The sequence below is a fragment of the Kocuria sp. CPCC 205231 genome (assembly GCF_040980965.1).
GTDB lineage: Bacteria > Actinomycetota > Actinomycetes > Actinomycetales > Micrococcaceae > Kocuria > Kocuria rosea.
Map to the genome: position 1 here is coordinate 1 of NZ_JAVKPP010000013.1, position 23,494 is coordinate 23,494.

The 23,494-nt window shown below is 73.0% G+C and carries 21 protein-coding genes; 4 read left to right on the plus strand and 17 right to left on the minus strand.

Annotation, left to right across the window (positions count from 1 at the left end):
- Nucleotides 1-789: 789 nt before the first annotated feature.
- From RF640_RS13585 to RF640_RS13605, 5 genes are all read right to left on the minus strand, one after another.
- Entirely contained in the window at nt 790-1,194 is a 405-nt protein-coding gene (locus tag RF640_RS13585; RefSeq protein ID WP_368828158.1) for a cytochrome c oxidase subunit 4, read from the minus strand.
- Nucleotides 1,195-1,196: 2 nt separating this feature from the next.
- A complete protein-coding gene (gene ctaD, locus RF640_RS13590) occupies nt 1,197-2,909 on the minus strand; it encodes a cytochrome c oxidase subunit I (RefSeq protein WP_095651087.1) in 1,713 nt (570 codons plus the stop codon).
- Nucleotides 2,910-2,918: 9 nt separating this feature from the next.
- On the minus strand, nt 2,919-3,800 hold the full coding sequence (gene coxB, locus RF640_RS13595; RefSeq protein WP_031283271.1) for a cytochrome c oxidase subunit II: 882 nt from the start codon (nt 3,798-3,800) through the stop codon (nt 2,919-2,921).
- Nucleotides 3,801-4,050: 250 nt separating this feature from the next.
- Entirely contained in the window at nt 4,051-4,422 is a 372-nt protein-coding gene (locus RF640_RS13600; RefSeq protein ID WP_017833990.1) for an iron-sulfur cluster assembly accessory protein, read from the minus strand.
- 84 nt (nt 4,423-4,506) lie between these two features.
- Nucleotides 4,507-5,928 carry a dipeptidase gene (locus RF640_RS13605; protein WP_017833989.1) on the minus strand — a complete coding sequence of 474 codons (1,422 nt, stop codon included), beginning with the start codon at nt 5,926-5,928 and terminating at the stop codon, nt 4,507-4,509.
- Nucleotides 5,929-5,980: 52 nt separating this feature from the next.
- Between RF640_RS13605 and RF640_RS13610 the strand changes: the two genes are divergently transcribed.
- Nucleotides 5,981-6,586, plus strand: a complete 606-nt coding sequence (locus RF640_RS13610) for a DUF3043 domain-containing protein (protein ID WP_031283270.1) — start codon at nt 5,981-5,983, stop codon at nt 6,584-6,586.
- Nucleotides 6,587-6,733: 147 nt separating this feature from the next.
- Here RF640_RS13610 and RF640_RS13615 read toward each other — a convergent pair whose 3' ends face one another.
- A complete protein-coding gene (locus RF640_RS13615; RefSeq protein WP_017833987.1) occupies nt 6,734-7,822 on the minus strand; it encodes a quinone-dependent dihydroorotate dehydrogenase in 1,089 nt (362 codons plus the stop codon).
- A 96-nt stretch (nt 7,823-7,918) separates the two neighbouring features.
- Between RF640_RS13615 and RF640_RS13620 the strand changes: the two genes are divergently transcribed.
- Entirely contained in the window at nt 7,919-8,977 is a 1,059-nt protein-coding gene (locus RF640_RS13620) for an alpha/beta hydrolase (RefSeq protein ID WP_109222623.1), read from the plus strand.
- On the opposite strand, the gene RF640_RS13625 is transcribed toward RF640_RS13620, so the two are convergent.
- The 8 genes from RF640_RS13625 to RF640_RS13660 all read right to left on the minus strand — a co-directional run bounded on the left by RF640_RS13625 (nt 8,929) and on the right by RF640_RS13660 (nt 18,150).
- A complete protein-coding gene (locus RF640_RS13625; protein WP_017833985.1) occupies nt 8,929-9,723 on the minus strand; it encodes an isoprenyl transferase in 795 nt (264 codons plus the stop codon). The two genes, RF640_RS13620 and RF640_RS13625, sit on opposite strands and share 49 nt — an antisense overlap.
- A 2-nt stretch (nt 9,724-9,725) precedes the next feature.
- Nucleotides 9,726-10,478: a DNA repair protein RecO gene (gene recO, locus RF640_RS13630; protein WP_017833984.1), complete on the minus strand. Its 753-nt coding sequence runs from the start codon at nt 10,476-10,478 to the stop codon at nt 9,726-9,728.
- 126 nt (nt 10,479-10,604) lie between these two features.
- The gene (gene leuA / locus RF640_RS13635; RefSeq protein WP_017833983.1) at nt 10,605-12,350 is read right to left on the minus strand and encodes a 2-isopropylmalate synthase; all 1,746 of its coding nucleotides are present in this window, start codon (nt 12,348-12,350) and stop codon (nt 10,605-10,607) included.
- A gap of 178 nt (nt 12,351-12,528) precedes the next feature.
- On the minus strand, nt 12,529-13,998 hold the full coding sequence (locus RF640_RS13640; RefSeq protein ID WP_035928444.1) for an LCP family protein: 1,470 nt from the start codon (nt 13,996-13,998) through the stop codon (nt 12,529-12,531).
- A 153-nt stretch (nt 13,999-14,151) separates the two neighbouring features.
- The gene (locus RF640_RS13645) at nt 14,152-15,228 is read right to left on the minus strand and encodes a GTPase Era (RefSeq protein ID WP_249033803.1); all 1,077 of its coding nucleotides are present in this window, start codon (nt 15,226-15,228) and stop codon (nt 14,152-14,154) included.
- Nucleotides 15,221-16,552, minus strand: a complete 1,332-nt coding sequence (locus RF640_RS13650) for a hemolysin family protein (RefSeq protein ID WP_017833980.1) — start codon at nt 16,550-16,552, stop codon at nt 15,221-15,223. The genes RF640_RS13645 and RF640_RS13650 overlap by 8 nt, the downstream gene beginning before the upstream one ends.
- A 6-nt stretch (nt 16,553-16,558) precedes the next feature.
- Complete coding sequence (gene ybeY / locus RF640_RS13655; protein ID WP_109222625.1) at nt 16,559-17,065, minus strand: rRNA maturation RNase YbeY; 507 nt, start codon at nt 17,063-17,065, stop codon at nt 16,559-16,561.
- Nucleotides 17,065-18,150: a PhoH family protein gene (locus RF640_RS13660; RefSeq protein WP_109222626.1), complete on the minus strand. Its 1,086-nt coding sequence runs from the start codon at nt 18,148-18,150 to the stop codon at nt 17,065-17,067. Before RF640_RS13660 ends, ybeY begins: the two co-directional genes overlap by 1 nt.
- Before the next feature lie 289 nt (nt 18,151-18,439).
- Between RF640_RS13660 and RF640_RS13665 the strand changes: the two genes are divergently transcribed.
- Nucleotides 18,440-19,366 (plus strand): GerMN domain-containing protein, encoded by a 927-nt coding sequence (locus RF640_RS13665; protein WP_186374882.1) that lies wholly within the window; start codon nt 18,440-18,442, stop codon nt 19,364-19,366.
- Between the two features lie 19 nt (nt 19,367-19,385).
- On the opposite strand, the gene RF640_RS13670 is transcribed toward RF640_RS13665, so the two are convergent.
- From RF640_RS13670 to hrcA, 3 genes are all read right to left on the minus strand, one after another.
- Nucleotides 19,386-20,162, minus strand: coding sequence for a 16S rRNA (uracil(1498)-N(3))-methyltransferase (locus tag RF640_RS13670; RefSeq protein ID WP_017833976.1), 777 nt, complete (start codon nt 20,160-20,162; stop codon nt 19,386-19,388).
- Entirely contained in the window at nt 20,159-21,310 is a 1,152-nt protein-coding gene (gene dnaJ, locus RF640_RS13675; protein ID WP_144836116.1) for a molecular chaperone DnaJ, read from the minus strand. The genes RF640_RS13670 and dnaJ overlap by 4 nt, the downstream gene beginning before the upstream one ends.
- Nucleotides 21,311-21,382: 72 nt before the next feature.
- Nucleotides 21,383-22,390 carry a heat-inducible transcriptional repressor HrcA gene (gene hrcA / locus RF640_RS13680; protein WP_368828159.1) on the minus strand — a complete coding sequence of 336 codons (1,008 nt, stop codon included), beginning with the start codon at nt 22,388-22,390 and terminating at the stop codon, nt 21,383-21,385.
- Nucleotides 22,391-22,564: 174 nt separating this feature from the next.
- On the opposite strand from hrcA, the gene RF640_RS13685 reads away from it, so the two are divergent.
- Nucleotides 22,565-23,428 carry a DUF3097 domain-containing protein gene (locus tag RF640_RS13685; RefSeq protein ID WP_017833973.1) on the plus strand — a complete coding sequence of 288 codons (864 nt, stop codon included), beginning with the start codon at nt 22,565-22,567 and terminating at the stop codon, nt 23,426-23,428.
- The last annotated feature ends 66 nt before the right edge of the window (nt 23,429-23,494 follow it).

Below are 23,494 nucleotides of genomic sequence, written 5' to 3' on the forward strand. Positions count from 1 at the left end.
ATCACACTCCAATCGTCGAGTGCTCACTTTTCGACCGTCGCATCTGCTCAGTATTCGTCCGGCGTCGACAGGCGTCTCCGAGGCGTCTCCGAGGCGTCTCCGAGGCGTCTCCGAGGCGTCTCCGGCGGCCCCCAGGCCCGGCGGGCTGGTCCGGCACCGGACGGACGCGGGAGGACGCTCCGTGTCCTCTGGCATCGCGGAGCCTGCGGCGCGGCGGTGACGACCCGGTCAGCGTCGAGAACGGTCCCGCGCGGAACACCGAGCCGCTCGAGGCGCACCATGACCAGGCAGAGGACGCAGTCCGGACGGTCGCCAGGGTGCACCGCCCGGGGATGGTCGTGCGCCTCGACCTTCGACCGGTGCACCACGTGCCATCCGGCATCGTCCGTCCGATCGCGCCGGAACCCCTGAACGACGCACCGGAGCCTCCGGACGACGCACCGGGCCGCTCGTGGCGGAGTGACCGGGCCGCTGCTCCGGACCGTGTCGTCGAGGTCGCGGGCGGCAGCGGGCCCCGGTTCCCGGGAACCCGGCCCTGGCTCCACCCGAGGTTCTGCCTCGGGCCCTGGGGCACCAGGCACCCGTCGCACGGAGCGTCGTCGCCGGCCTGCTCAAGGGCCTGCCGCGGCAGCGGCTCCCCCGCCGTCAGCTTCGTGCCCGAGGCACGCTGTGGCCCGCTCAGGTCTCCCCCGGGACGGGCCACGGCCGCCCGCAGCGCGGGGACGCGAAAGGCCCCGGACACCTGGGGTGTCCGGGGCCTTGTCGACGGTCGGCGTTCAGCCGCCCGTGTCAGTGGGCGTGGTCGCCGCGGGAGTACTCGAAGATCAGACCGACCAGGCCGAGCACCGCCAGGGGGGCGGCGAGGCCGAGGATCCACCAGCCCATGGCCAGCGCCGTGAACGCGAGGGCGCAGCCGGTCCCGAGCAGCAGGGGCCACCAGCTCCACGGGGAGAAGTGTCCGTACTCGCCGGCGGACTCGACGATCTCGCCGTCGAGCTTGTCCTCGGGGAGGACGCCACCGGTGTTGCGGTTCACGAGCCACAGGTAGACGGCCAGCATGAAGGACATGGCGCCGACGGCCAGCAGCGCCGGGAACCCGACGAGCTCGTCGAACCGCGTGAGGAAGCCGTAGACCGCGGCCACCAGGAGGCTGAAGCCCCCGATGAGGATGAACAGTTTGATGGAGAGTTTCATGCTCAGCCCTTCCGCGTGGCGATGGCGCCGTCGTCGACCGGGGACTGCTGCGGGGACTCCGCGGCCAGCTCCGGGTGGTGCAGGTCCAGCGCCGGCCGCTCGGACCGGATGCGCGGCAGCGAGGTGAAGTTGTGCCGCGGCGGCGGGCAGGACGTGGCCCACTCCAGCGATCCGCCGAAGCCCCAGGGGTCGTCGACCTCGACCTTGGTGCCGTTGCGCCAGGTCGTGTAGACGTTCCAGAACCACGGGATCATCGAGACGCCGAGGAGCATCGCCCCGACCGTGGAGATCTGGTTCATCCAGGTGAAGTTGTCCTCCGGCAGGTAGTCCGCGTAGCGGCGCGGCATGCCGTCCACGCCCAGCCAGTGCTGGATCAGGAAGGTCATGTGGAAGCCGAGGAACAGCAGCCAGAAGTGGATCTTGCCGATCCGCTCGTTGAGCATCTTGCCGGTGAACTTGGGCCACCAGAAGTAGAACCCGGCGAACATGCCGAACACCACGGTGCCGAATATGACGTAGTGGAAGTGGGCGACCACGAAGTACGAGTCGGAGACGTGGAAGTCCAGCGGCGGGGTGGCCAGGATGACGCCGGTCAGGCCGCCGAAGAGGAACGTGAACATGAAGCCCAGGACCCACAGCATCGGCGTCTCGAAGGTGATCGAGCCCTGCCACATCGTGCCGATCCAGTTGAAGAACTTCACGCCGGTGGGCACCGCGATCATCATGGTCATGAACGCGAAGAAGCTCAGCATCACGGCCCCGGTGACGTACATGTGGTGGGCCCACACGGTCACCGACAGGGCGGCGATCGCGATGGTCGCGAACACCAGGCCCTTGTAGCCGAACAGCGGCTTGCGGGAGAACACCGGGATGATCTCGGAGACGATGCCGAAGAACGGCAGCGCGAGCACGTACACCTCGGGGTGGCCGAAGAACCAGAAGAGGTGCTGCCACAGCACCGCTCCCCCGTTGGCCGGATCGAAGATGTGCCCGCCCAGGGTCCGGTCCATGCCCAGCGCGAACAGCGCGGCGGCCAGCGGCGGGAACACCATGATCACGAGCAGCGAGGTGATGAGCGTGTTCCAGGTGAACAGGCCCATCCGCCACACGGTCATGCCGGGGGCGCGCATCGCGATGATCGTGGTGATGAAGTTGACGCCGCCCATGATCGTGCCGAAGCCGGACAGGGCGAGGCCGAAGACCCAGAGGTCACCACCGGCGCCGGGCGAGAACGAGGAGTTGCTCAACGGCGTGTACGCGAACCAGCCGAAGGAGGCCGCGCCCTGGGGGGTGAGGAACCCGGCGGTGGCGATCAGCGAGCCGAACAGGAAGAACCAGAACGCCAGCGCGTTCAGCCGCGGGAACGCCACGTCGGGGGCGCCGATCTGCAGCGGGACGATGACGTTGGCGAAGCCGACGAACAGCGGGGTGCCGAACATCAGCAGCATCAGCGTGCCGTGCATGGTGAACAGCTGGTTGTACTGCTCCTTGGTCTCCAGGATCTGCATGCCCGGCTCGAAGAGCTCGGCGCGGATCAGCAGCGCCATGACGCCGGCGATGCAGAAGAAGGCGAAGGAGGAGATCAGGTACATGTACCCGATCGTCTTGTGGTCGGTGGACGTGATCCAGTTGACGACCATCCGTCCCTTGGACCGGGGCACCACGCGCGGAGCGACAGTGGCTGCCTCGTCCCGTGAATACTCGAGTGTGGACACCGGTACTCCTTAGTTGTTAAAAGATTCTTGCTGCTGGTCGTCCGCGCCCGGGTAGGAGTCGCGGCTGTACTCCTCGCCCAGGGCCCCGGTCTGGCCGGCGTCGCGCAAGGACTGGATGTGGGCGTCGTACTCGGCCTGGCTGACCACGTTGACGTTGAACAGCATCTCCGAGTGGTACTCGCCGCAGAACTCGGCGCACTTGCCGAAGTACTCGCCCTCACGGCCCGTGGTGATGCTGATGTTGTTGGTGCGTCCCGGGAACATGTCCGCCTTCTCGAGGAACGCGGGGACCCAGAAGGAGTGGATGACGTCGCGGGAGGTGACCTGCAGCTCGACGTCGCTGTCGACGGGCAGGTACAGGGTGGGCACCCGCTCGGGGACGCCCTCCTCGCCGTCGAGGTGGCCCTGGATGCCGGTGTCCCAGACGTCGTCGGTCAGGTAGTTGAAGTCCCAGGCCCACTGCTTGCCGTAGACCTGGACGGTCACGTCCGGGTTGTCGTGCTGGGCCGTGATCTCGGCCTGGGTCCGCTCGGTGAAGAAGAACAGGGACATGATCAGGGCGATCGGGACGATCGTGTAGAAGACCTCGAGCGGGGCGTGGTACGCCACCTGGCGCGGGTAGCCGGTCTCGTTCTTGCGCCGGCGGTAGGCGATCATGCACCAGAGCATGAGGCCCCAGGTCACCAGTCCCACGACGAGGGCCGCGATCCAGGACCCGACCCACAGGTCGAGGATCATGTCGGCGTTGTCGGTGGTGCCACGCTCGGTGGGCATCCAGCCGAGCTTCGCCTCTTCCGAGCAACCCGTCAGCGCGGTTGCTGCCAGGACTGCTACCGCAGACACCTTCGCCGTGCGGCGCCGGAGGCTGTCGGTTCGTGTGTGCGAACTCACAGACGGCCCTTCCTCTTCTTCTCGTGCTCGTCGTCTGCGCGCCGAAGGCCCCGATTCGAAGAGCCCGGACACAGTCAGGTGGAATGTTTCCCTCCGAGCTTACCCCGTGTCGCTGACATCTGGTGACACAGTGTCAGCTTCCGCGCGGCGCTCGGAGGCCCCTCTTGGAGCGGTCTGCGGGACCCCCCGGAAACGCCGAGAGGCCCGCCGTCCGGACGGACGACGGGCCTCTCGGGAGGAGCGGACGGACTCAGTGGAAGGAGTCGCCGCAGGCGCAGGAACCCCCCGCGTTGGGGTTGTCGATCGAGAACCCCTGCTTGGAGATCGTGTCCTCGAAGTCGACCGTGGAGCCCTCGAGGTAGGGCACGCTCATCTTGTCCACGATGACCTCGACGCCGCCGAAGTCCCGCACGGAGTCCCCGTCCAGGATGCGCTCGTCGAAGTACAGCTGGTAGATGAGGCCCGAGCAGCCGCCGGGCTGGACCGCCACGCGCAGCCGGAGGTCGGTGCGGCCCTCCTGCTCGAGCAGGGCGCGGACCTTCTGGGACGCGACGTCGGTCAGCTGGACGCCGTGGGTGGGCAGGCCGTCCACTGCGGCGCCGTTCTCGGTCGTGACGCTCATGATGCTCACTTTCTGTGGAGGGGTGCCGCACGGGGTCGGACCGGCGGCGGGTCTGTCACGGGCACAACGGATAGGCGATCGGGTTCATTCCCGGATCCGCCGCCCGGGGCGGGCGGCGTCGTCGAGGGCGAGCAGCATCAGCGTCTCCGCGACCACCGCGCGCTCGAACTCCGCCAGGTGCAGCGACTCGTTGGCGCTGTGCGCCCGGGAGTCCGGGTCCTCGACGCCCGTGATGAGGATGCCGGCCTCAGGATAGACCTCCAGGAGGTCCGCGGTGAAGGGGATGGAGCCGCCGATGCCCGTCTCCACGGCGGGCCGGCCCCACGCCTCCCCCAGCGCCCACCGGGCGATCCGCGCGGACTCCGAGCTCATGTCGGTGCGGAAGGACTGTCCCGTCTCCTCGAGCTCGAAGCGCACGTGCGCCCCGAACGGGGCGTGCTCCTCCACGTGGCGCCGGAGGGCCTCCGCGGCCTCGGCGGGATCCTGGCCCGGCGCCGTGCGCAGGCTCAGCTTCGCGCGGGCGGATGCGGCGATGGTGTTGGCGGCGGTGTCCACGGGCGTGACGTCCATGCCCGTGACCGACAGCGCGGGCTGCGTCCAGAGCCGGGAGGCGATCGAACCGCGCCCGGCCAGCCGGACGCCCTCCAGGACCGCCGCGTCGGCCCGGAACCGCTCCTCGTCGTAGACCAGGTCGGTGCGGTCCTCGGCGAGCAGCCCCTCGACGGCGACCGCGCCGTCGTCGTCGTGCAAGGTCGCGATGAGCCGGGCCAGCAGCGTGGGTGCGTCCAGGACCGGGCCGCCGTACATGCCCGAGTGCACGGCGTGCTCGAGCACGGACAGCTCCACGACGGCGCCGACCATCCCGCGCAGGCTCGTGGTCAGGGCGGGCACGCCGACCTCCCAGTTGGCGGAGTCCGCGATCACGATGACGTCCGCGGCCAGCCGTTCCCGGTGGGCCTCCAGGAAGTCCCGGAAGGACGGGGAGCCGGCCTCCTCCTCCCCCTCCACGAAGACGGTCACGCCGAGGCCGAAGTCGTCGCCGCGGTGGGCGGTCGCGGCGCGCAGGGCGGCGGCGTGGGCCATCACCCCGGCCTTGTCGTCGGCCGCGCCCCGCCCGTACAGGCGGCCGTCGCGCTCCTCGGCGACGAACGGTTCGGAGTCCCACAGCTCGCGCCGGCCCGGGGGCTGGACGTCGTGGTGGGCGTAGAGCAGCACGGTCGGCCGGCCGGGCGCGGGCCGGCGGTGGGCGACGACGGCGGGGTGTCCCGGCCCGTCGCCCAGGGGCACGCGCAGGATCTCCACCTCCTCCAGGCCGGCGTCCGCGAGCACGCCGGCCACGGCCACCGCACTGCGCTCGAGCTGCGCGGCGTCGAAGGACTCCCAGGCGATGCCGGGGATCGCGACCAGCTCGACGAGCTGCTCGAGGGTCCGCGGCATGTCCGCGCGCACGGCCGCGCGCACGGTGTCGACGGGGACGGGGACGGTCGGGGCACAGGGCTCGCTCATGGCACCCACCCTATGTCCGGGGCCCGGCAGGTCCGTCGGCTATCCTTGACGGGTGTTTGGACGCAAGAAGGAAGCAGACCGCGCAGGGTCCACGTCGGTGACCGCTGCGGCCGCCCCGACGGAACCGGTGGCCGCCCCGCGGCAGACCCCGGGCAAGGGCCGGCCCACGCCCAGCCGCCGGCAGCAGGAGGCGGCCCGGCGCCGGCCCCTGGTCCCGGAGGACCGCAAGGCAGCGAAGGCGCAGTCCCGCGACGCCGCACGCGAGCAGCGGATGCGGGCGCAGGCCGGCATGGCGGCCGGGGACGAGCGGTTCCTCGGGCCGCGGGACCGCGGCCCGCAGCGCCGGTTCGCGCGGGACTGGGTGGACTCCCGGATCAACGTGGGCGAGTACCTCATGGTTGTGGCGCTGCTCGCGCTCGTCATCCTGTTCTTCCCCGTCCAGGACGTGGCCACCTACGGCGTCTACCTCATCTGGGCGCTGATGATCCTGGGCATCGTGGACGCCGTGCTGTCGACGGCCCGGATGAAGAAGGCCATGCAGGCGAAGTTCGGGACCGTGGAGCGCGGCGTGCGCTGGTACGCCGCGATGCGCTCCTTCACGATGCGCCGCCTCCGCCTGCCCAAGCCCCAGGTCGCCCGCGGGGAGCGCCCCTCCTGAGCCCCGGTCGGCCCGCGCCCGGCGCAGGGCCCGGCCGCGACAGGACTGCCCCCGGACCGCACGGTCCGGGGGCAGTCCTGTGCCCGCCGACGGGGCGGCGGTCGGCGGCGCCCCGTCGTAACGAGAGCCGTCAGCCCCGGTGAGCCGTCAGCTCCAGGCGCGGCCCGCCCGGCGCGCCAGGCCCTGGTTGATGCGGCGCGCCCAGAAGGGACCCTCGTAGAGGAAAGCGGTGTAGCCCTGCACGAGAGTCGCGCCGGCGTCGAGGCGCTCCTGGACGTCCTCCGCCGTGGTCACCCCGCCCACGGAGACCAGCACCAGCCGGTCCCCCACGCGCTCGCGCAGCAGCCGCAGCACCTCGAGGGAGCGCCGCCGCAGCGGGGCCCCGGAGAGCCCGCCGGCCCCGTGCGCCTCGATCTCGGCGGGATCGGAGGCCAGCCCGAGCGCGGTGCGGGCGATGGTCGTGTTGGTGGCCACGATGCCGTCCAGGCCCAGGTCGAGGGCCAGGTCCGCGACGGCCAGCACGTCCTCGTCAGACAGGTCCGGGGCGATCTTCACGAGCAGCGGGACGTGCCGGTCCGCGGCCTCGTCGGCCGCGCGGCCCACCGCGCCGAGCAGCGGCCGCAGGCTCTCGATCTCCTGCAGCTGGCGCAGGCCCGGGGTGTTGGGCGAGGACACGTTGACCACGAGGTAGTCCGCGAGGGGGGCGAGGACCCGGGCGCTCTGCAGGTAGTCGTCCACCGCGTCCTCCAGCGGCACCGCCTTGGTCTTGCCGATGTTGACGCCGAGCACCGGACGGGCGCGGCCGCGGTGGTCCGCCTCGAGCTCGCGGCGCGCCTGCGCGAGGCGCGGGGCCACGGCCGCCGCACCCTCGTTGTTGAAGCCCATCCGGTTGATCACGGCCCGGTCCCGGACGAGCCGGAACAGACGGGGCCGGGGGTTGCCCGGCTGCGCCTGGGCGGTCACGGTGCCGATCTCGACGTGCCCGAAGCCGAGGTCGGTGAGGGCGCCGATCCCCTCGCCGCCCTTGTCGAAACCGGCCGCCAGCCCGAACGGGGACGGGAACCGCAGGCCCAGCGCCTCCACCTCGAGCGCGGGATCGGGCCGGGTGTAGACCCGCAGCGCGGTGCTGATCCGGGCGGCGCGCGCCGCCCGGATCCCGAGGAACCCGACCCGGTGGGCCCGTTCGGGGTCCATCCGGGAGAAGACAGCCGTGAAGAACGTAGGGTAGAAGCGCATGGTCCCAGTCTTCCACAGGGCACTCCTCCGGCCGGGCGGCCGCGGAGGGGCTTGACGGACCGGCGCCCCGACGGGCCGCCCGCACGAGGTGAGGGCATGGGTGCTCCCCCGGACCCGTGGGTCCCCGACGTGCTGGGACCCGGCTTCCGCGCGCGGACCGTGGACCTGGACCCCGGCTCCGCCCCCCACTCCACCGCCACGGTGGTCCGCTACCGGCCGGGGGACGTCCCGCTCGTGCCGGGCCGACTGCGCGGGGCCGTGCTGTACCTGCACGGCTGGTCCGACTACTTCTTCAACGCCGAGCTGGCCCGGACGTGCGCGGCCGCGGGCTACGCGTTCTACGCCCTGGACCTGCACGGCTACGGCCGGAACCTCACCGACGAGGTGCTCGCCGTGGAGGAGGGCCGCCCGGGCCACACCACGGACCTCGCGGACTACGACGACGACATCGCCGCGGCGCTCGGCGTGATGGCCGAGGACGGTCTGCCCGGTCCGCGGGGGCGGCTCGTGCTGATGGGCCACTCGACCGGGGGGCTCACCGCGGCGATGTGGGCCTCACGGCACCCCGACCGGCTCGACGGACTGGCCCTCAACGCCCCCTGGATCGGCAGCCACGGCTCCGACGCCGTGGGCGCCGTCCTGCGCCGCCTGGTGGCCCGGCTCGCCGAGCAGCGCCCGGACGTCCCGGTGCGGGCCCGGCTGCGCAGCCACTACTACCGGGTGATCAGCGAGCACGCGGAGGGCGAGTGGCCGATCGACGCCCGGTGGCGGCCCGAGACCAGCTTCGACATCACCCCGGGGTGGCTCAACGCTGTCCTTCAGGCTCAGGGTGAAGTGGCGAAGGGTTTGAACCTTCACCTTCCAGTGCTGGTGCAGACCTCGGCCCGCTCGTGCATCCGCCCCTGGTGGAGCGAGCGGATGCGCTCGGCCGACACCGTGCTGGACGTCCGGCAGATCCGCCGGCACGCGCCCGATCTGGGCACCGACGTGACGCTGCGCTCCTACGAGGGCGCCGTCCACGACGTGCACCTCTCCCGGCAGGCCGTGCGCCGGGCCGCGCAGAGGGATCTCGCCGCCTGGCTGCGCGGTCTGCGACGGCGCCGGCCTCAGGCGGAGGCGCCGGGGCCGGCGACGCGGTCGACGGCTCCGCCGTAGCGCCGGTCCCGCCGGGCGTAGACCTCCACGGCCTCCCACAGGGTGCGGCGGTCGACGTCCGGCCAGAGCACGTCCTGGAAGACGAGCTCGGCGTAGGCGGACTGCCACAGGAGGAAGTTGGAGATCCGCTGCTCCCCGGAGGAGCGCAGGAAGAGGTCGACGTCCGGCAGGTCGGGCTCGTCGAGGTAGCGCTGGACGGTCTTCTCGTCGATGCTCCGCGGGTTCAGGACGCCCGCCCGGGCGTCGGCGGCGATGGCGGCCGCGGCGTCGGCGATCTCGGCCCGCCCCCCGTAGTTCACGCACATGGTGAGGGTGACGACGTCGTTGTCGCGGGTGGCCCGCTCGGCCTCCTCCAGGCGGTTGATGACCGAGCGCCACAGGCGGGGCTTGCGCCCGGCCCACCGGATCCGGATGCCCCACTCCTGGAAGGTGGGCAGCTGGCGCTCCATGACGTCGGCGGTGTAGTTCATCAGGAACGTCACCTCGTCCAGGGAGCGCTTCCAGTTCTCGGTGGAGAACGCGTAGGCGCTGACGTACGGGATGCCCATCTCGATGGCCCCGGCCATCACCTCGATCAGGGCCGCCTCCCCCGCCTTGTGGCCCTCGTTGCGCGGCAGCCCGCGCTGGTTCGCCCAGCGCCCGTTGCCGTCCATGACCACGGCCACGTGCTGCGGCACGAACTGCCGCGGGATCGGCGGGGCGCTGGCGCCGCTGGGATGGGCGGGCGGGGCGGCAAAGCCGGGCATGGTCAGCTCCGTTCCACGAGGTTCAGGGACCGGACGGCCCTCTCCAGGTGCCACTGTACGTAGGTGGCCACGATCCCGGCGGCGGCCCGGGCCGTGCGGGGCTCCACGGCGTCGATCCGCTCCCACGCCCCGGTGAGCAGGGCGGAGAGGTGCTCGACGGTCGCGGGGTCGGGGGCGGCGGCCCCCGGCGGGCGGCAGGCCGGGCAGACGGCGCCGCCGAGCGGGGCCGAGAACGCCTCGTGCGGTCCGGGGGCGCCGCACCGGGCGCAGTCGGTGAAGCTCGGGGCCCACCCGGCCGTGGACACGGCGCGCAGCAGGTAGGAGTCCAGGACGGCCCCGGGTTCGTGCAGCCCGCGGGCCAGGGCGGACAGGGCGCCGACGAGCAGCCGGTACTGCTGGGCCGCGGACTCGTCGTCGTTCTCCGTGAACTTCTCCGCGGCCTCGGTCATGGCCGCGGCGGCGGTGTACTTGGCGTAGTCGGCGGCGATGACCGACCCGTAGCCGCGCTTGCCCAGCGCCTGGGAGACGATGTCGAGGTTGCGACCGGTGACCAGCTGCAGCTCGGCGACGTTGAACGGCTCGAGCCGGGAGCCGAAGCGGGAGGTCGTGCGCCGCACGCCCTTGGCCACGGCCCGGACCTGCCCGTGGTCCCGGGTCAGGAGCACGACGATCCGGTCGGCCTCGCCGAGCTTGTAGGTGCGCAGCACGACGGCGTCGTCCCGGTAGCTGCGTGATGCGAACGTCGTCCTGGCCACCGCATCATTGTCCCACGCGGGGCGGACGGCGCAGGCCGACGGCGCAGCGGGACGGGCCGGGCGGGACGACGACGGCGGGCCGCCCCACGTCCGGGGCGGCCCGCCGTCGCACGGTGCGCCGGGCGCTCAGCCCTGGGCGTCCCGCACGGCCCGGTTGACCGCCGAGACGAGGGCCTTCAGGGACGCGCGGGTGGTGTTCGCGTCGATGCCGACGCCCCACAGGACGCGGTCCCCCACGGCGGCCTCGACGTAGCTGGCCGCCTGGGCGTCGCCGCCGGCCGAGAGGGCGTGCTCGCTGTAGTCGAGCACGCGCACGTCCACGCCCTCGGACGCGAGGATCGTCTGCAGCGCCTCGATGGGGCCGTTGCCCTGCGCCGTGCGGTGGTGCTGGACGCCGTCGACGTCCAGGCCGATCTCGAGGGTGCTCTCCCCGTCCTCCTCGGAGGTCGTGGTGATGTTGGTGATCCGGTACCGGCCCCAGCGCCCGGCGTCCCCGTCCTGGACGGTGGGCAGGTACTCGTCCGCGAACACCTTCCACAGCTCCGCGCCGGAGACCTCCCCGCCGGAGGTGTCGGTGTGCTCCTGCACCACGCGGGAGAACTCGATCTGCGCCCGCCGCGGCAGGTCCAGCCCGTGCTCGTTGGCGAGCAGGTAGGCGACCCCGCCCTTGCCGGACTGCGAGTTCACCCGGATGACGGCCTCGTAGGTGCGGCCCAGGTCCTTGGGGTCGATGGGCAGGTAGGGCACGGCCCACACCAGCTCGTCGACGCCCCGGCCCTGCTCCTGCGCGTCCCGGGCCATCCGGTCGAAGCCCTTCTTGATGGCGTCCTGGTGGGAGCCGGAGAACGCCGTGAACACGAGGTCCCCGCCGTAGGGGGCCCGCTCGGGGACGGGCAGCTGGTTGCAGTACTCGACGGTCCGGCGGATGTCGTCGATGTCGGAGAAGTCGATCTGCGGGTCCACGCCCTGGGTCAGCAGGTTCAGGCCCAGGGTCACCAGGTCCACGTTGCCGGTCCGCTCACCGTTGCCGAACAGGCAGCCCTCGATGCGGTCGGCGCCGGCCAGGTAGCCCAGCTCGGCCGCCGCCACGCCGGTGCCGCGGTCGTTGTGGGGGTGCAGGGAGACCACGGTGGCGTCCCGGTTGTAGAGGTTGCGGCACATCCACTCGATGGAGTCGGCGTAGACGTTGGGGGTGGCCATCTCCACGGTGGCGGGCAGGTTGAGGATCATCTCCCGGTCCCCGCCGATCTCGAAGGTCTCGGCCACGGCGTTGGCGATGCGCGCCGCGAACTCGAGCTCGGTGCCGGTGTAGGACTCCGGGGAGTACTCGTAGGTCACGGACGTGTTCTTCAGCTGCTCCTCGTACTTCAGGCACAGCCGCGCCCCCGTGAGGGCGATGTCCACGATCCCGTCCATGTCCTGGTCGAAGACCACGCGCCGCTGCAGGGTGGAGGTCGCGTTGTAGAGGTGCACGATCGCCTTGTCGGCGCCGTCGATGGCCTCGTAGGTGCGCTCGATGAGGTGCTCGCGGGACTGGGTCAGGACCTGGATCGTGACGTCGTCGGGGATCCGGTCCTCCTCGATGAGCCGGCGCACGAAGTCGAAGTCGGTCTGGGAGGCGGAGGGGAACCCGACCTCGATCTCCTTGTAGCCCATCCGCACGAGCAGCTCGAACATCTTGAGCTTGCGGTCGGAGTTCATGGGGTCGATCAGCGCCTGGTTGCCGTCCCGCAGGTCCACGGCGCACCACCGGGGCGCCTCGGTGATCACCCGGTCCGGCCAGGTGCGGTCGGAGAGGTCGAACGGGAACTGCTGCTGGTACGGCACGTACTTGTGGATCGGCATGCCGGAGGGCTGCTGGTAGTTGCGCATGGAAGGGGCCTGTTCTGCTCGAGACGTCTGCGGGTGGCCGGGCATCAGGAACTCCGCAACGGGAGGCCGGCCATCCAGTCCTCGGGTCAGGCCCCGTTGCGGCACGTAAGGAGGAGGAGCGTCCCGGTCCGCATGTGTTCAACCTATCACGGGGTGTCCGGCGCGCCGGGTCGCGTTCTCACCAGTCGCCGGCCGCCTGCTGGCAGGTGTACTGCTCCGCGGTCTGACCGTTGAGGTCCCCGGGCAGCCCCGCCCCGAGCTCGAGCCGGTCCCCCTCGCGGAAGTCCTGGCCCACCGACACGAACACCCCCACCACGTCGGTGGTCGGCACGATCTGCGAGGAGGGGACGCCGAGCAGCTCGGCGACCTCGACGGCCGCCTCGTACCACCCCGCGCCGAAGAAGATCTGCGTGCCCGGCAGCTCGGTGGCCTGCGGGCCGGACTCGACGGCCGTGTAGCCCTCGTCCTCGAGCACGTCGGCGATGTCCGCGTCCCGGCCGTCGACGCCGGAGACGTTGGCGACCGTGAGCGGGACCGTGGCCGGGTCGACCGTGGGGGCCGGGACGGCGGCGTCGGGCGACGGGGTCGCGGAGGAGGTCGGCTCGTCGGCCGGCTCCGCGGAGGGCGACGTGAGCGGCCGGTCCTCGCGCAGCGCCTCGAAGAGGTGCTCGGCCGGGTCCGCGTCGAGCTGGAGCCGGTTGGGGTCCAGCGCGTAGGGCTCGGTGGGCGCCGTCACGAAGACCATGCTGCCCAGGTCGATCCCCCGGACCGCCGTGCCGAGGCCGACCACCGTCGGGACGGAGCCGAGCCCCTCGTCGACGTGCAGGTTGCGGGTGGCGACGTCGGCGATCTCGTAGAGCTTCGGCAGGTCCGACAGCGTCCCCTCGTCCTTGATCTTGCGGGCCATGGACGCGAGGAACGACTGCTGGGAGCGGATCCGGCTCGTGTCCCCGCCGTCGCCGAAGGCGGCGCGGCTGCGCAGGAACGCCAGGGCCTGCTCGCCCTCCACGGAGGAGACGCCGGCGGGCAGCTCCAGCCCCGACTTCGGGTCGTCGACGGCCTCGTTGACGCACACCTCGACGCCGCCCACGGTCGAGGACAGCTCCTTGACGGCGTTGAAGTCGGCGAGCATGAAGTGGTCGATCCTGAGGCCGGTCATCTGGTTGACGGTGGCGACCGTGCACCCGGGGCCGCCGTTGGCGATCGCCGAGTTCAGCATCGCGTCCTCCTCCGCCGGGTGGACCTCGCCGGACTCGGGGTCCGTGCAGCGCGGGATGTCCGCGACCAGGTCGCGCGGCAGGGACACCACGGTCACGCCGCTGCGGTCCTCGCTCACGTGCACCAGCATCATGACGTCGGTCAGGCCGGCGCCGGCGCTGTCCTCGTCGTCGCCGTACCGGTCGTTGCCCTCGCCGTCACGGGTGTCGGTGCCCATCACGAGGATGTCCAGCGGGCCGGCCTCGGGGCCGGTCCCGTCGCCGAGGTCGAGCGGGGAGGTGTCCAGGTTGGACTGCAGCCGCCAGGTCGCGGCCACGCCGGCCCCGAGGACCGCGAGCAGGACGACGACCAGCCCGACGGCGGCCCAGCGCTTCCGGGACCATCGGCGGGCGCGGTGGCGTCCGTGGGCGGCGGGGGGCGTAGAGGACACGGTGACTCTCTCCTGGCAGGCCCCGGGCGCGGGGCCCGTGGTCGGGGGGACGGCGCCCGGCCGGGGCGCCGGGTGTCATGCTAGTCGCCCGCCCCGGGACTCGGGGCGGGCGACGCGGCGGGGTGGGGGCGCGATCCGGGGGCCCCGGGTGGCTCAGAAGCCCAGGCGGGACAGCTGCTTGGGGTCGCGCTGCCACTCCTTGGCGATCTTCACGTGCAGGTCGAGGTAGACCTTCGTGCCCAGCAGCGCCTCGATGGCGGTCCGGGACCGGGTGCCGATCTCGCGCAGCCGCGCGCCGCCCTTGCCGATGATGATGGCCTTCTGCGACGACCGCTCGACGTAGACGTTGACCCGCACGTCGAGCAGCGGCCGGTCCGCGGGGCGGCCCTCGCGGGGCACCATCTCCTCGACCACGACCGCGAGGGAGTGCGGCAGCTCGTCCCGCACCCCCTCGAGGGCGGCCTCCCGGACGAGCTCGGCGACCATCGTCATCTCGGGCTCGTCGGTCAGCTCGCCGTCGGGGTACAGGGCCGGGGACTCCGGCATCCTGCCGATGAGCAGCCCGGCGAGGGCGTCGACCTGGAAGCCGTCCACGGCGGAGACGGGGATGACGTCGGCCCAGCCCGGGTCGTCGGCGTCGGGACGGGGCGCGTGCGCGGCCGCGGAGCGGTGGCGGGGCTTGCGGGCGGCCCGTTCGGCGCGCTCGGCGCGGACCCGGTGCTCGGCCTCCATGACGGAGCGGCCCAGCTCGGTGACCGCCAGCAGCTGCTCGGCGAGCTCGGCGCGGGAGACGGTGTCCGTCTTCGTGACGATCGCCACGACCGGCTTGTTGCCGGAGGCCGCGAGCTGCTGGGCGATGAACCGGTCCCCGGGGCCGATCTTCTCGTCGGCGGGCACGCAGAAGCCGATGACGTCGACCTCCGTGAGGGTGTCCGCCACGAGGTCGTTGAGCCGCTCGCCGAGCAGCGTCCGCGGCCGGTGCAGGCCCGGCGTGTCCACGAGCACGAGCTGGCCCTCGGGCCGGTGCACGATGCCGCGGATGGTGTGCCGCGTGGTCTGCGGCCGGCTCGAGGTGATCGCGACCTTCTGCCCGACCAGGGCGTTGGTGAGCGTGGACTTCCCGGCGTTGGGGCGGCCGACCAGCACGGCGAAGCCGGCGCGGAACGGGACCGGCTCCCCGGTGGTGGAATCGCCGACCCCGGGGGGCACGGCGGGTGTGGGCTCAGACATGGTGGTGGGTCTCCTCCTCGGACTCCTGGGCGGCGGGCTCCACGGCTGTGGAGCCCGGGGGGACCCAGTCGGGGTCCCGGCGGACCTCGAGCTGGCCCACCCGGTTGCGCCGGCCCTCCAGGGTGATGGCCTCGAGGACGATGCCCTCGACGGTGGCGCGGGAGCCCACGATGGGCACCCGGCCGGTGGACTTGGCGAGCAGGCCGCCGGCCGTGTCCACCTCGTCGTCCTCGAGGTCGAGGCCGAACAGGTCGCCCAGGTCCTCGACGCTGAGCCGGGCGGAGATCCGGTAGCGGCCGTCGCCGAGCTCGGCCACCTCGGGCTTCTCCCGGTCGTACTCGTCGACGATCTCGCCGAGCAGCTCCTCGATGAGGTCCTCGAGGGTCACCAGCCCGGCGGTGCCGCCGTACTCGTCGACGACGATCGCCACGTGGATCGACTCGAGCTGCATCTCGCGCAGCAGCTCGTTGACCTTCTTCGACTCGGGCACGTAGCGGACCTCGCGGGCGAGCTCGGAAAGCCCGGTGAGCCGCAGCCCGGTGCCCAGCCGGTGCACCCGCTCGGCGAGGTCCTTCTGGTACAGGATGCCGAGGACGTCGTCGGCGCTCTCGCCGATCACCGGGATGCGGGAGTAGCCGGAGCGGAAGAAGAGGTTCAGGGCGTTGTCCACGGTGTCGTCGTCGTCGACGGAGACCATGTCGGTGCGGGGCACCATGACGGCCCGGACGTTGGTGTCGTCGAGGTCGAAGACCGAGTGCAGCAGCTCCGCCTCGTTGTCCTCGATGAGGGCCTGGCCCGTGGACCGGTCCACGAACTCGAGCAGCTCCTCCTCGGTGAGGTAGCCGGGGGCGATGTTCCCGGCGTCCCGGGTGCCCGAGGAGCCCAGCCGCACGAGCATCCCGGGGACCGGCCCGAGCACGATGCGCAGCAGGCGCACCAGGCCGGCGGTGGCCCGGACGGTGCCGGCGGCGTGGCTTCGCCCGACCTGGCGCGGGGAGACCCCGGTGAGGACGAAGCCCACGGCGGCCATCACCACGGTGGCCAGGAGGCCGGCGAGCCAGACGTCGTCGAGGCCGTCGAACATCGCGAGGGCCACCGCTACGGCGGAGGCCGTCTCGAACCACACGCTCCAGAAGCGCAGGGCCTGCAGGTGCGCGGTGGGGGTGGCCAGGATCCTGGCGGCGGAGGAGTCGGGGGCGTCCCGGGCGATGGCCTCGGCGTCCGCGCGGGGCAGGTAGGTGAGGCCCGTCTCGGCGGCCGTGAGGACGAACGCCGTGCCCAGGAACACGATCGCCGCGACGACCAGGACGGCAGTGGTCATCATGGGGCGCTACTCCATGGTCTCGACCGGCGCGGGCCGGCCGAGGAAGTCGGTGAGCAGGTCCCGCTGGAGGGCGAACATGATCTGCCGCTCCTCGGGCTCGGCGTGGTCGTGCCCCAGCAGGTGCAGGATCCCGTGGGTGGTGAGCAGGCACAGCTCGTCCGCGACGGAGTGACCGCCGGCCTCGGCCTGCCGGCGGGCGACCGGGGGGCACAGCACGATGTCGCCCAGGGTGCCCTCCGCGGGCTCCTCCGGGGTCCCCGGGCGCATCTCGTCCATGGGGAAGGAGAGCACGTCCGTGGGGCCGGGCAGGTCCATCCACTCGACGTGCAGGCGGGCCATCTCGTCCTCGTCGACCACCGCGATGGACAGCTCCGCGTCGGGGTGGACGTGCAGGCGCTCCAGGACGTGGTCCGCGAGCCGGCCCAGCAGCTCGACGTCGACCGCCTCCCAGGCCGCGCGGTCCCCGGCGGGGACGTCCTGCGGGTCGACCTGCAGGTCGAACTCGACGGCCATCAGGCCTCCGCCCCGTCCGCGTCCGGGGCCGCCGGCGCGGCGTCGCGGGCGGCACGGGCGTCGTCCTTGCGCCGGCGCCGTTCGTTGCGGTGCCGGTTGGTCGTGTCGAAGGCGTCGTAGGCGCTGACGATCCGGCCCACCAGCTCGTGGCGCACCACGTCCTCCGCGGTCATCTCCGTGAACGCGACGTCCGGGACGCCGCTGAGCACGTGCTGGACCTGGCGCAGCCCCGAGGACGCGCTGCCCGGCAGGTCCACCTGGGTGACGTCCCCGGTGACGACCATCTTGGAGCCGAAGCCGAGCCGGGTGAGGAACATCTTCATCTGCTCGGGCGTGGTGTTCTGCGCCTCGTCGAGGATGATGAACGCGTCGTTGAGGGTGCGGCCGCGCATGTAGGCGAGGGGGGCGACCTCGATGGTGCCCGCCTCCAGGAGGCGGGGGATCGAGTCCGGGTCCATCATGTCGTGCAGCGCGTCGTAGAGCGGGCGCAGGTACGGGTCGATCTTCTCGCTGAGCGTCCCGGGCAGGAAGCCCAGCCGCTCCCCCGCCTCCACGGCGGGGCGCGTGAGGATGATCCGGGAGACCTCCTTGGCCTGCAGCGCCTGGACGGCCTTCGCCATGGCCAGGTAGGTCTTGCCGGTGCCGGCGGGACCGATGCCGAAGACCACGGTGTGCTCGTCGATGGCGTCCACGTAGGTCTTCTGGTGCAGCGTCTTGGGGCGGATCTTGCGGCCGCGGCCGGAGAGGATGTTCTGCGTCAGGGCGCCGCTGGGGCGGGCGGTGAGGTCCCTGCCGATCAGCTCGAGCAGCTGGGTGATGACCTGCGGGGTGACCGCGGTCTCGCGGCCGGCCAGGACCTTCAGCTCGTCGAAGAGGGTGGCGACGATCCGCACGGGCCCGCTGGGGCCCTCGATGCCGAGCTCGAGACCGCGCGGGCTGGTCGTGAGGCCGGGGAACGCCGTCTCCACCTGGCGCAGGGTGTCGTCCCCGGAGCCGAGGCACCGGACCATCGTCTCGCGGTCGGGGAAGGTGATGACGGTGCGGGCCGTCAGGGGGTGCGTGGTGCCGGGCAGCGTCTCAGTCATGGGTCCGGCCGCGCGGGCCGTGCTCTCGCTCTCTCGTGGGTCGCCGTGGTAGGGACGGCGGACGGGACTCGTCCTCTCCCCAGGGTACCGCGCGGCTCCGGCACCGGAGGTCGCCGGCCGCACATTGCGATTTGGTATCGGTCACGCCCGCCGGGGCTCCTCGGCTGGGGGCGTCCACGGGCCCTGTGCTGGAATGGTCCGGTCCTCCGGCAGGGGGACGGGTGCGGCCTCCCCCGGTGCCGGCACCGCCCCCCACCCGATCCCGGAAAGCCGAGGTGCGCGTCCCCCCATGGCCACTGCCCGTTCCCGGCCCCGGTCCGCCCGCGGCCGGCTCCCCGTGCTCGCCCTGTCCGCCGCGGGCGTCCTGGTCCTCGGCGCGTGCGGCACCGGCCCGGAGACCGCCCTCGAGGGAACGGTCAGCGCGTCGGGCGCCGCGCCGGCCGCGTCCACCACGGCGAGCACCGCGGACGGCCGGGTGGCCACCACGAAGCTGCCCGTCTACTGGGTGGGCCGTGCGGACGGCGAGGAGCGGCTGTTCCGCGAGTTCCGGGACGCCTCCGAGGCGGCCGCGGCCGTGGACCCCATCGCGGCGGCGGCGGCGCTGATGACCGGGGCGACCCCGGAGGACCCGGACTACCGGACGCTGTGGTCCCCGGTGGACCGGGTGGGCGCCTCGACGTCCCCGGGCGGGACCATCACCGTGGACCTGCCGTCCGAGGCCTTCCGCCCGGACCTGGACGACCGCGAGGTCCGGCTGGCCCTCCAGCAGCTCGCGCACACCGTGACCGCCACGGCGGCCACGGCGGGTCTGCTGCCGGAGGGCTCCGCGGCCGAGGTCGTGGTGCTCGTGGACGGCCGGCCCGACGAGGAGGTCTTCGGCTCCGTGCGCCTCGACGGCCCCCTCCGCCCCGACGAGGCGCTGGAGGCCCCGCTGTGGCTCGACGAGCCCCGGCAGGACGAACGGTCCGAGGGGACCCTCACCCTCTCGGGACGGGCGCTGGACGAGGTGCGGGACTGCCGGTGGACCGTGGCCGGACCGGACGGGGAGCGCGTCTCGAGCGGCGCGGCGGACGAGGTCCCGCGGGGCGACGGGACCGCCGGGTTTCGGGCCGAGCTCGAGCTGGAGCCGGGCCCCTACGTGGTGACGGTCGTCGGGCGGGACGCCGAGGGCGGGACCGTGCGCGACGACAAGGACGTGGAGGTCGTCCCCGGCTGAACCGGCCGCCCGGGACTCATCAGGTCCCGGACGCCCAGCGGCCGAGCGCGGCGCTGAGCACCGCCAGCGCGGCCGGTCCCGCCGTGGAGCTGCGCAGCACCTCCGGGCCGAGCCGGACCGCGAGGGCCCCCACCCCGGCCAGGACCTCGCGCTCCGCCGGCGCGACGCCCCCCTCGGGCCCCACCACCAGGACGATCCGCTCGGCCCCCGCCCACGGGGCGCCGGCGGCGCCGGCCAGGTCGGCGAGGGAGTCGTGCGCCTCCTCGTGCAGGACGAGGCCGCGGGTCCCCGGCTCCCCGAGCAGGCGGGCGAGCTCGCGGGTGGTGGACAGGGGCAGCACCTCGGGCCAGGCGGCCCGCCGCGACTGCTTGGCGGCCGCCGCGACGGTGTGCACCCACTTCTCGTGGCTCTTGGCGGCGCGCTCCTTCTTCCACCGCACGATCGAGCGGTCGGCCTGCCAGGGCACCACGGCGTCGACGCCCAGCTCGGTGGCCGTCTCCACGGCCAGCAGGTCCCGGTCGCCCTTCGCGAGGGCCTGGGCGAGGACCAGCCGGGGCGTGCGGGCGGGCTCGGTGGTCACCGAGACCACGCCGACCTCCATGCTGTCCCGGTCCCCCGCGCGCAGCTCCCCGGTGGCCCGGGTCCCCGCGCCGTCGACGAGCTCGAGCCGCTCACCGGGCGCGAGCCGGCGCACGGTGACGGCGTGCCGGGCCTCCGGGCCGGTGACAGTGAGCGCCGCCCCGGGGCCGAGACCGGCGAGCCGGCCCGGCTCGACCTTGAAGACCGGCAGGCTCACAGGTCGGAGAACCGGTCCTTGAGCCGGGAGAAGAAGCCGCCGGAGCCGGCCGGGGAGTTCAGGGTGGTGCCGGTGGACTGGTCCTCGCCGCGCAGCCGGGACAGCTGCTCGAGCAGCTCGCGCTGCTCGTCGTCGAGCGCCGTGGGGGTCTCGACCTCGAGGTGGACGAACAGCTCGCCCCGGCCGCCGCCGCGCAGCCGGGTGGCCCCGAGCTCGTGCAGGGTGACGGTGTGGCCGGTCTGCGTGCCGGGGGCGACGGGCACCTCGCGCTCGCCGTCGAAGGTCTCGAGGGTCACGGTGGTGCCGAGGGCCGCGGAGGTCATGGGCACCCGGACGCGGGCGTGCAGGTCGTCGCCCTGGCGCTCGAACGTGGGGTCGGGATCGACCTTGAGCTCGACGTAGAGGTCGCCGTTCGGCCCGCCGGCTGTGCCGGCCTCGCCCTGCCCCGAGAGGCGGATCCGGTTGCCGGTCGAGACGCCGGCGGGGATCTTGACGGTCAGCGGGCGGCGGTCGCGCACGCGGCCCTCGCCGTAGCACTCGTGGCACGGGTGCTTGATGACGGTGCCGAAGCCCTGGCAGGTGGAGCACGGCGCCGCCGTGACCACGGTGCCGAGGATCGACTGGACCTGGCGCTGCACCTGGCCGGATCCGTGGCAGACGTCGCAGGTCTCGGGCTGGGTGCCCGCCTGGCAGCAGGTGCCGTCGCAGGTGGGGCAGACCACGGCGGTGTCCACGGTGATCTTCTTCTCCGTGCCGAAGACCGCGTCCCGGAGGGTGACCCGGACGTTGATCAGGGCGTCCTGGCCCTGGCGGGTGCGGGACGCGGGTCCGCGCCGGCCGGAGCCGGCGCCGCCGGCGCCCTGGAAGAAGGTGTCGAAGATGTCGGCGAAGCCGAACCCCGTGCCGGGGAAGCCCCCGCCGAAGCCGGTGTCGGTGCCGTTCTCGTTGCCGGTCGCGTCGTAGACGCGCCGCTTCTCGGGGTCGGAGAGGACGTCGTTGGCGTGGGAGAGGCGCTTGAAGTCCTCGGCGGCCTCCGGGCCGGGGTTGACGTCGGGGTGCAGCCGGCGGGCCTTCTTGCGGTAGGCCTTCTTGATCTCTTCCTGGCTGGCGTCCCGGGACACGCCCAGGGTCTCGTAGTGATCGCTCACCGTGGTCCGTTCTGTCGAGAGGTCTGTGGTGGGTTTCGCTGGTGGGCCCCGGGGGACGGGGCCCGCGGGGGCTCAGCCCCCGAGGATACGGGAGAGGTAGCGGGCGACGGCGCGCACGGCGGCCATCGTGGACGGGTAGTCCATGCGCATGGGGCCCACGACCCCCACCTTGGACTGCGGCCCGTAGCCGGTGGCGACGACGGCGGCCTCGGACAGGGGGCCCTCGGCGTTCTCCGTGCCGATCCGCACGGCCACCCCGCGGGCGTCCTGCTCCATCTCGGAGAGCAGCCGGAGCATCACCACCTGCTCCTCGAGGGCCTCGAGGACCGGGCCGATGCTCAGGTGGAAGTCCCCGGTGGAGCGGGCGAGGTTGGCGGTGCCGGCCATGACCATGCGGTGCTCGGCCCCGCCCGCCGCGAGGGCGCCGACGGCCTCCGCCACGGCGGCGGCGGCCGGCTGCAGCGGCGGGGCCGTGCTCGCGGTCATCACGGCGAGGGCGTCCGGCACCGCGGTCAGGCAGCGCCCGACCGCGGCGGCCAGCACCCGGGCGCGCAGCTCGAGCAGCTGGGACTCCTCGAGCGGCGCCCGCAGCACGGCGACGCGCTGCGCCACCCGGCCGTTGGTCGGGATGAGCACCACCAGCACCCGGCCGGCGCCGAGGTCCACGACCTCGACGTGGCGCACGGTGACCCCGGAGGCGTGCGGGTACTGCACGACCGCGACCTGCTGGGTGAGCTGCGCGAGCAGCCGCACGGTGCGCTCCATGACGTCGTCGATGTCTGCGGCGTCGTCCAGCAGCCGCTGGATGGCCCGCCGTTCCGGACCCGAGAGCGGCTTGACGGCCGCGATCTGGTCGACGAACGTGCGGTAGCCCTTGTCCGTGGGGATCCGGCCCGAACTCGTGTGGGGGGCCGTGATCAGGCCCTCCTCCTCGAGCGCGGCCATGTCGTTGCGCACGGTGGCCGAGGAGACGCCGAGCCGGTGCCGGTCCACGAGGGCCTTGGAGCCGACCGGCTCGCGGAAGTGCACGTAGTCCTCCACGATGGCCTGCAGGATCTGCAGTCGTCTCGGATGGTTCACGTCGCTCCTCCCCGGTTCGTCCACGCCCCCGAAGATGCCCTGGCACTCGGGTGGCCACAGTGCCAACGGCGTCCAGTGTAGCCCCCGTGTCCGACGGCCGGTCGCCCCCGCGGTTTGGTACGCTTCCGGCTGATCCGCGCCGGACGCGCGGCACCGCGACCCGGGAGGACGACCATGAGCCACCACGGCTGGGGGCCGCGCAGCCTCGACGACGACGCCCTCGCCCGCCGCCGGCCGGTCTCCGCGGAGGTCCCGGTCGCCCCGGGGATGCTCCTGGAGGACGTCACGACCGGCTGGGTCGGCGCGGTCGTGTCCCTGGAGACCATCGGCGGGATGCGCGTGCTGGGGCTCGAGGACCGGAGGGGGCGGGTCAAGGCGTTCCCCCTGGGACCGGGGTTCCTGCTCGAGGGCGAGCCCGTGGTCGTCGTCGAGCCCCGCCGGGCCCCCGCGGCGCGCAAGCCCTCCCGCACGCGCTCGGGCTCCGTGGCCGTCGAGGGGCTGCGCGCGAGCACCGCGAAGGCCTCCCGGGTGTGGGTCGAGGGCTACCACGACGCCGAGCTGGTGGCCAAGGTGTGGGGCCACGACCTGGCGGTCGAGGGCATCGTCGTGGAGCCCCTGCACGGCATCGACGACCTGCCCGCCGCCGTGCGGGAGTTCGGGCCGGGCCCCGGGCGGCGGCTCGGCATCCTCGTCGACCACCTCGTGGCCGGCTCCAAGGAGTCGAGGATCGCCGCGGAGACCATGCGCCTGCCCGGCGCCGCGGGCAACGTCCTGGTGCTGGGCCACCCCTACGTCGACATCTGGCAGGCGGTCAGGCCGCGCACCCTCGGCATCGACGCCTGGCCGGTGGTCCCGCGCGGCACGGACTGGAAGACCGGCACCGCCGCCGCCCTCGGGTGGCCGCACCGCACCCCCGGCGACCTCGGCCGGGCCTGGCAGCACATCCTGTCCCGCGTGGACAGCTACGCCGACCTCGAGCCGTCCCTGCTGGGCCGGGTCGAGGAGCTCATCGACTTCCTCACCGCCCCCGGCGCCTGACCCGCCGCCCCCGCGCACGGGCAACGCCCAGCAGATCGTCACAAAGGCACACGGGCGCGGGGCCGA